Below are 7,556 nucleotides of genomic sequence, written 5' to 3'. Positions count from 1 at the left end.
GTGATAAAGGTACCCGTTCCCGTGAAAGGGTCAAGAATAGACACACCACGGGATCCCAAGCTTGTTCCAAATTCATTGCGTAAAATATCATCAACAGAATGAATGATAAAATCAACAACTTCAATGGGGGTATAAACAATTCCTAATTTTTCTACTGTACGCGGAAAAGCGTAACGGAAAAATTCATTATAAAGCTCTACAATTAAACTTTGTTGTGCTTCAAGAGTGGTAATTCCACGCGTGTAAAACTGTACACTCTTAGAAATATTTTTGAGATCTTGAGATTCTTCTTTAGGAGTAACTTTATCAAGGGCATTGAGTACACGTTGTAAAGCGCAAGATACGGGATTTTCTTGAACAAACTGATGCCCCTCAAATAAAGCATTAAAGACTGGACGCGTCACAAGATGTTGCGCAAGCATTTCAATCGCATTTTCTTCGGAGAGGGTTGTGTTTAAATTGTTACGTAATTCGGTCATAAAATCATTAAACACCTGCCGTGTTTCAGTTTCTGATTTTGTTAAAACTTCAGTTAAGCGTGTGATATGAGTTTGAGCAAGATCACCAACATTTATTGCCCATTTTTTCCAATAGCTAGGATCGTAAAATCTATTAACAATAGCAGTTCTAATGACATCTTTACATTTAGAAAAAAGGGGGAGTTCTCCTTGTTCTTCACATGTGTGAGAAGATTCGTAAGTTGCTAACCCAATATTAAGTCCTGAATACTCTAATTTTGAGCGTATAGGTAAATCATCAATAACCGTGGTCGTATCTTCTAACGCAAGTTCTTGAGAAGCAGCAACAATTTCAAGAGCATCGCTTACGTCTTGTTTTTTGTGCATATGGTGAATTATTTTATTAAAGTTATCATCATGGGCACGTAAAGCATTGAGAACTTGCCAGATGACATTATACTTTTGGTTGTTTTCTAAGGCTATTTCCGGCGGAATATCAGCGGGTATCCCAACGGGTAGAATGATATAGCCTCTTTTTTTACCCTCTGCTCGACGCATTACACGTCCTATTGCTTGAATAATCTCAATTTGACTTTTGCGCGGGTGTAAAAATAGAACAGCATCAAGAGCAGGAACATCCACACCTTCAGAAAGACATCTTACATTGGTGAGAACACGACACGTATTTTCCCCCGCATCTTCCTTTAACCAATCAAGTTGTTTTGTACGCTCTTTAGCACTAAAGGTTCCATCAATATGTGCAAGGGTACAGTTAAGAGGAGGAGTATCTTTATAGTTCTTATGAAGAGCGCGCAAAGATTCTTGCACTTTTTCTTTTTTGAATCTCTTGCATATGCGTTTAGAAGTCTCAATATCTTTGCAAAAAGCTAAAGCTCTACGCATGGGTTTGGGGTCATCTTTAAGATCAAGTTTCAGATCCATTTTGGTAAGGGCTCTATAACAGCCATTAATCTTGGTCCTATCGTCAAGAATAAGTTCATAATTCTTATCGGTAATAAGATGTTGAATGGATTGGCTTACTTCTTTTTCATTGACAACTAATATGATAACTTTACAAGGTGCTAACAGCTTATCCTCTAAAGCACGTGAAAAGTTGTAAGTGTAAAGTTGTTTGCCATAGAGTTTTTCATTATCCATGGACACTAAAACGTTATTGGATAAGAAAGCATTCCTTTTTAGCTTGTCACTAAAGATCTTTGGGGTTGCTGTCATGTAGAGGCGTTTTTTGCTTTGAATGATGCTGTTATCGTGAACCTTGATAAATTCGGATTCATTGTCTTCACTTCCCAATAAAGCCCCAGTAGTACGGTGTGCTTCATCACAGATGATCAAATCAAATTTGGGTAATCCATGATCCTTTTGTGCATCCGAAATCACTTGGATAGAATGGTAAGTTGAAAAGACTACCGTCATTGCATCTGCTAGATTTTCACGCGCTTCTTTAGCAAGGGCTTTTGCATCCGTGGTAGCAGGGAGAACAAGATCTGATGTTTCCATACCAACAATATCCTCTTGGTTTTTATGACGCTTGCCTACTTTTGTATCAGAACAAACCGCAAAGGAACGCAACGGGATTTGTGCATCGGCTGTCCATTCACGGATTGTTTGTGAGACTAAAGCCAGAGAAGGAACCAGAAACAACACACGCTTGCCTTTCCCAGCAAGGGTTTCTGCTATCTTAAGACTTGTGAAAGTCTTCCCCGTTCCACATGCCATAATGAGTTTGCTACGGTCTGCTTCTTGTAAACCTTCACAGACTTTCTTGATGGCTTCTTCTTGATGGGGACGAGGCTCTTTGATTGATTTAAGAAAAACTTCTTGTTTTGTTGCAAATATTTGCCAATCTATCCGACTGTTTTCCATATGACGAAGGTCAATGCGATAAACGGGTATCGCTTGTCCTTTAATCATGGCATTCACATTGTCACTTAATTCCACTTCCGTACTATCAACGAGAAGACGATATTTAAAGATGTCTTTTCCAGAGGCAGCGATAAAGCTATCAATATCCTTTTTACTGATCTGATGGTCTGCTTTATAACACTTACATTGAATAGCGACATAACCCTCTTGATGACGAAGCTTAGCAACTAGATCAATACCGATATCATTTTTATTCCAACCTTCATGCTCTTGCGCCCATTCATAATAGGTTTCTACCTTTTCGTAGCGTCCATAATGGAGAGGGTCTTTCGTCAAATAAGCTATGACAAGGTTTTCAAACAATGTTCCTAATTCACGGAGTGATTTAGCTTGTTGACGATAATATTCCAACAGAGAGCGTAAAGTGACATGTTCATTATCATACTTATTAAAGTGATGCATATTACAACAGGGCTTCGTTTTCATATAATATGATTAATAATCATCAAAAGAATCAAAACGAATTCAATTAAATACATTTAAAGTAAATAACGATAAAAATGGGAAAAAGCTGCTAAAAAAAGCGGATATTTTTTTCAAAAGGGGTTTTAAAGCTTGTTTATCAACAGCCCATGACATGGAATAAGACCAGCAAAGTAGTAAAATCTGCTATTCATTTCACGGGTTAATCAAGATAAATGTACTATGTACTTTAAAATATCAGAATGAGTACTTTGATAAATTTTATGAATCATTTTCCTTATAGGTTTTGAAGGTGTAAAAACCGTCAAAACCCCGTCAAAACCTATAGAGATTGTATTTTGGATATCTTTTATACAAGGTAAAAGGAGCATGTTTCTTCTTTAAAAAATGATAAAACAAAAAACCTCAAAGATAATTCGTAAACTCTTTGTTGGTACGATAAGATCTTTGAAGGTTTTAAGGATAACAAAAGATTACAATGACTTCATTGTTTGATGCTGTTGTTTTTAACGAAAGGGTGCCATTCATAACGTATGGTAGGTCGACCGCCTTGAGAGCTATTTTCGCTTGCTATTTGACGAATATGATTGGAGCGACATAAGAGCTCTAAAGCTTTCTTAACAGCTCTATTATCTGTTAAACCGATCCAACTTCTTTGATGAATATCACGTAAAGTAAAAACATCGGGTAAACAATCACAACGTTCGACAATCAATTTTGCCCCCTCTGTTGCTAAGTTATCCGCCGCCGCATAAAGCCTTTTGACATGACTGAACAAATATTTTTCCCATCGCAAGGCTGTTTGAAGGGCATCTTTATTGATTTCAAAACGCCCCCCTTCGGTTAATTCAAAAATCAACGCAAGGCTTGCTATGGTCTTTGGCATTTTTAAAAGATGCGCTTGTAAGCTTTCAGAAAGGTTATTCTCTTTAGCTTTTTTAAAAATCTTTTGCATCCACTTACGAAAGATCTCTTGAGCATCAGCAGAAAAACGCATGACAAGCGGGTGTTCAGAAGAATCAAGGGGTTTATATCATAATGAGAACGTATTAAGCTAAGAGGAGATGCCAAATTCTCAAAGGAGAAGTGCAATGCACCTTTACGAGTTTTTTGGACTTCATGATTTTTTGTACAACATTATGCCCCCCAAGATTATGTGCCCTTAAGCAGCTACAGTCGTTGATACAATATCCTCAGCAAGCATTTGTTCATCTTGCACATATATTTTTAGTATTTTTAATAATTTTTTTTTGGAAGATTTCTTGGTACGGCACGCGATACATCAGTGCTAACGTTCTCTTAAAAAACACACAGATAATTAATCAGCTTCAAAAAACAACCTTACCAATGAAGTACTAGCTAGAGGGTTGCATGCACAACGCAATAATGGCACACTGATTCCCACAAGCGTGCTTCACATATTGCACGCATAGCCTGTATAGAGTCTACCGCTCCTAAATACTCAAACGTAAAAACGTAATGCTACTGGATCGTATAGTGACCGCAGTTGCACCCTTAAACACCGGTTCCTCCCCATATCATAATGCTTGACAAAAGCATCATGCCATCATAGCAACGGCTTTGCGTAGGGGTTACACAACATAGTTCTACAAATTGTTGATGCATTGCCAAGCTAACAGTTTTCTTGCCCACCTACGCCAATGAGACCATCACTATCCTCTTTTTGAATCGTAAAACAAAATGATTTTCCATGAGCGATAAACCATCTGCTCAAAGTCCAGCTAACTCAAAACTCATAGCATTCTAAACCTTTAGGCTCGCTCTTCCCCCAAGGGGGCATAGTCAGATATATCACTTCCCTCTCCTATTCACGCGCTGGGATAAAAAAATCTGAAACTACGAGGCAACGCTGCATTTGTATGCAGCGTTGTTGTTAGGAATAAGCTTCTATTGAGATAGTTCTAATGGGAAGCACCCACAGCTAATGGTATAGGGATTAATTTGGATTCTTTCGAAATGCTATATATAAATTTAATGTGCCGCCCCACAACACACCACCAGTAAACCCACTTAAAAGACCAAAAAGAAGGTTAAAATCAAATGCATATTTCAAATCAGGTACAACCTTGAGAAAAACAATCAATGTGAATTTGATGACAAAAGCGATAAGAATAAATGTCAGCGTCAACGGCGTACCAGGCAGAATAATGAAATCCGTTCCCTCTTTGATTTTTAAACGCGCAGTAGCACGCCAGAGCAACCATCCAACGCCAAAGCCGATCATCAGCCCTGCCAACATTGAGACTGCTCCCCAGCGCGGGAAGGCCAGCTGGTTAATCACATCGCTTGCGCCCAAAAAAAGAAAGACTAACGGCAAGAGAAAAAGGCGGTAAACCTTCGTTTCCCTATCTTTCAATGCGATTATTCCCCTCGCGATGAGAAAAATAAGCAAAATCCAAGCCCATAAAGGGGTTCCGGTCAGAATGTTAAACAATGACATATTATGCTCCATGATGTTTGATGCGATAAAAATATTGCATGATGTTAGGAAGATATTTAGAAAAAAGAATACCAGCACAAATTAAACCCATAGTGATTAACCAAATCTGGGGGGTCCATGTAAAAAAAGCCACTAGAAGACCATTGGCAAAAAAGATGATTACCCAAATACATGTAATATATTTATTGATGAGATAAAATAGGATATGTTTGCGTTTTTCTTCAGAAACACTAGCACTGGCATAAAAAATGGTAAAGGGTTTCTTTACCAGCAAGCTAATCAATGAAACCAGAGCAAGTGACAGATAGCAAAAAACTGTGGGGTAGTTCAGTAAAAGTGTAGACCATCCAGCGAAATAATTAACAAACAGGACAATAAATGTCAGAATGTTAGTAATCATCACGGGTTCTCCCTGTCGGATACTTTTAATATTCCTATGAAGAATATAAACAGAACTAAGAAAATGAGAAATGAAGTTTTTTTGATTGAATGGAAAAAGAAACCAGCAGGGATATCTCATTTGACAGTTTTTCCCTTCAAAAAAGCTATATAAACGAGAGATTTTCATTTAACCATTATTTTTAAAGATGTGTGAATAAACTAATGTAAAAAGCTTTGTTATAAGTATTTTATTGAGTTAGAAATCTATACCAATAGCTTTGGCTTTCATCTTTTCGTAGAGCTTGCGCATAATCGTCATATTTTCTTTACGCACATCAATAATTGATTTTTCAATTGACGTTAAACGAGATTTATCTAAGTTTCCTAACCTTGCATAATGGGATGCTATTGCTTGACGTGCTTCATCGTAAGGCAATCCGCCTTTACGATTTTTGGGTAAACTATGAACTTCATTTACTGTCTTATATTGCGCAGGATTACTAACAAGGATTATGTGCTTCTTAATAATATCTATTTCCATTAAAGCTTTTTTAAGACTACTAATCATAGCCTTACTATTGGCATATCTTAGCAGATCGTTTTCTACAAGACTACGCTCCGTATCAATAAGTAATGACAAACCACCGCCTTTCTCAATGTTACGAAGATAACTACACAAATCATTGCGCACATCATGTAGTTTCTCGGTCATCAATGCTTCATCAAGACTTTTTACATAGTTATTTTCGCGAACAAAAATACGTTCTAACTCCTCAAATTCTTTAGAAATGATGACCTCCTATGATAACATCTTTATCTAACCAATCGGGACCATATTCTTTATCAGCATCTTTAGTAGAAAATTCCATATCACGAATATATTGTGCTCCATGCCGCTTTTTAAGAAACAGAAGTGTATGTGCTGGAGGTTCAGTCATTGCTAACCATTCCCACGCCGCTTTGCTATCGTTAGCACGGTCTGCTGCTTCTGATTCAGCAGTATAAATGCAGTTTTGATCTAACCCGCCTGCTCGTAACTCCTCACGTTCAGCATCCGTCATATAACTTTTGGGTAATTTCTTTTGCATAGGAAATCCCTTTCTGTAATCTGTCTTGAAATATTAAAATGGTTAAATCTGATCAATCAAATTTCCTATGAATTTTTCAATTTGTTGTTTGGAAATGAAAATAAGATATCTGTTTTTATTTTTGATCATTTTGATTTTTTGTATCAAAGAAACTTATCGTTTTTTCTGATACTTATACACTTAATTGATGGTCTTTATTGAACGTGACACAATTTTACGCATATTTACGAGTTTCTCCTGATGACAAGATACAGAAAATCAAAAACTTGGTTTGTTAGAATATGCTAACAAAAATGCTTTTTCTTCATTCCATATTGAATATAAACTATAAATAGAAGGAAAGCTTAGTGCTTTAATCGAAAGAACAGAGCAGGGGATTGTTATTGACACCTGAGTTTTTTGTATAACCGATTTTCTCTTGATGTTTTAGAAATTCTTAAAGATGTTAGTGAGCATAATTTATAAAGTACGCCAATTTATTAAGGGATAACAACCTATCATCATGAGCAAGACAACGGGCCATTTTAAACGCCCATACCCCCCGGCACAGCACGTGTAATGCCCTACGCATTCTTAAAAGAACACATCATTTTAAATCCTATAACATTGCGTCATAGGACGGATTGTGCTATTCATATAAGGTGTGAAAATGAAAAGCCTTGTCCGTCCTTATGTGACAAGGTTTTTTTATGCCGCGTCACTTTGACGTTGCTGTTTTGCTTGCTCGATGACATTCAAAAGATCCGATTGTAACCAACGGGATAAAAAACCAAATTTTAAAGGTTTTGGGAGAGAGCCATT

At 37.0% G+C, this 7,556-nt stretch carries 5 protein-coding genes and 2 pseudogenes; all 7 read right to left on the bottom strand.

The genetic code is table 11. The annotated features are described in order from the left end of the window. The coding region (locus ACFIO3_RS05985) for a DEAD/DEAH box helicase family protein (RefSeq protein ID WP_375704199.1) at positions 1-2,804 on the bottom strand (2,804 nt) is incomplete at its 3' end. Between the two features lie 505 nt (positions 2,805-3,309). After that, positions 3,310-3,828 (bottom strand): annotated as a pseudogene (locus ACFIO3_RS05980) (DUF3987 domain-containing protein); the annotation flags it as partial. 954 nt (positions 3,829-4,782) lie between these two features. Then, complete coding sequence (locus ACFIO3_RS05975; RefSeq protein WP_375607526.1) at positions 4,783-5,286, bottom strand: hypothetical protein; 504 nt, start codon at positions 5,284-5,286, stop codon at positions 4,783-4,785. A gap of 1 nt (position 5,287) precedes the next feature. Beyond that, entirely contained in the window at positions 5,288-5,686 is a 399-nt protein-coding gene (locus ACFIO3_RS05970; RefSeq protein WP_375615137.1) for a hypothetical protein, read from the bottom strand. A gap of 237 nt (positions 5,687-5,923) precedes the next feature. Continuing rightward, on the bottom strand, positions 5,924-6,379 hold the full coding sequence (locus ACFIO3_RS05965; RefSeq protein WP_375615138.1) for a hypothetical protein: 456 nt from the start codon (positions 6,377-6,379) through the stop codon (positions 5,924-5,926). A 70-nt stretch (positions 6,380-6,449) separates the two neighbouring features. Beyond that, positions 6,450-6,755, bottom strand: a complete 306-nt coding sequence (locus tag ACFIO3_RS05960; protein ID WP_375615139.1) for a hypothetical protein — start codon at positions 6,753-6,755, stop codon at positions 6,450-6,452. 687 nt (positions 6,756-7,442) lie between these two features. Beyond that, positions 7,443-7,556 (bottom strand): annotated as a pseudogene (locus ACFIO3_RS05955) (DNA-binding protein); the annotation flags it as partial.

The sequence above is a fragment of the Bartonella sp. AD328YNZD genome (assembly GCF_042196425.1).
Note: the sequence above shows the minus strand (reverse complement) of the source record. Positions and strands in the feature narration are given on the sequence as shown.

Bases quoted from the DNA above. Each gene is read 5' to 3' on its own strand.
- ACFIO3_RS05975 (WP_375607526.1), bottom strand. From the start codon at position 5,286: ATGTCATTGTTTAACATTCTGACCGGAACCCCTTTATGGGCTTGGATT.
- ACFIO3_RS05970 (WP_375615137.1), bottom strand. From the start codon at position 5,686: ATGATTACTAACATTCTGACATTTATTGTCCTGTTTGTTAATTATTTC.
- ACFIO3_RS05965 (WP_375615138.1), bottom strand. From the start codon at position 6,379: ATGACCGAGAAACTACATGATGTGCGCAATGATTTGTGTAGTTATCTT.
- ACFIO3_RS05960 (WP_375615139.1), bottom strand. From the start codon at position 6,755: ATGCAAAAGAAATTACCCAAAAGTTATATGACGGATGCTGAACGTGAG.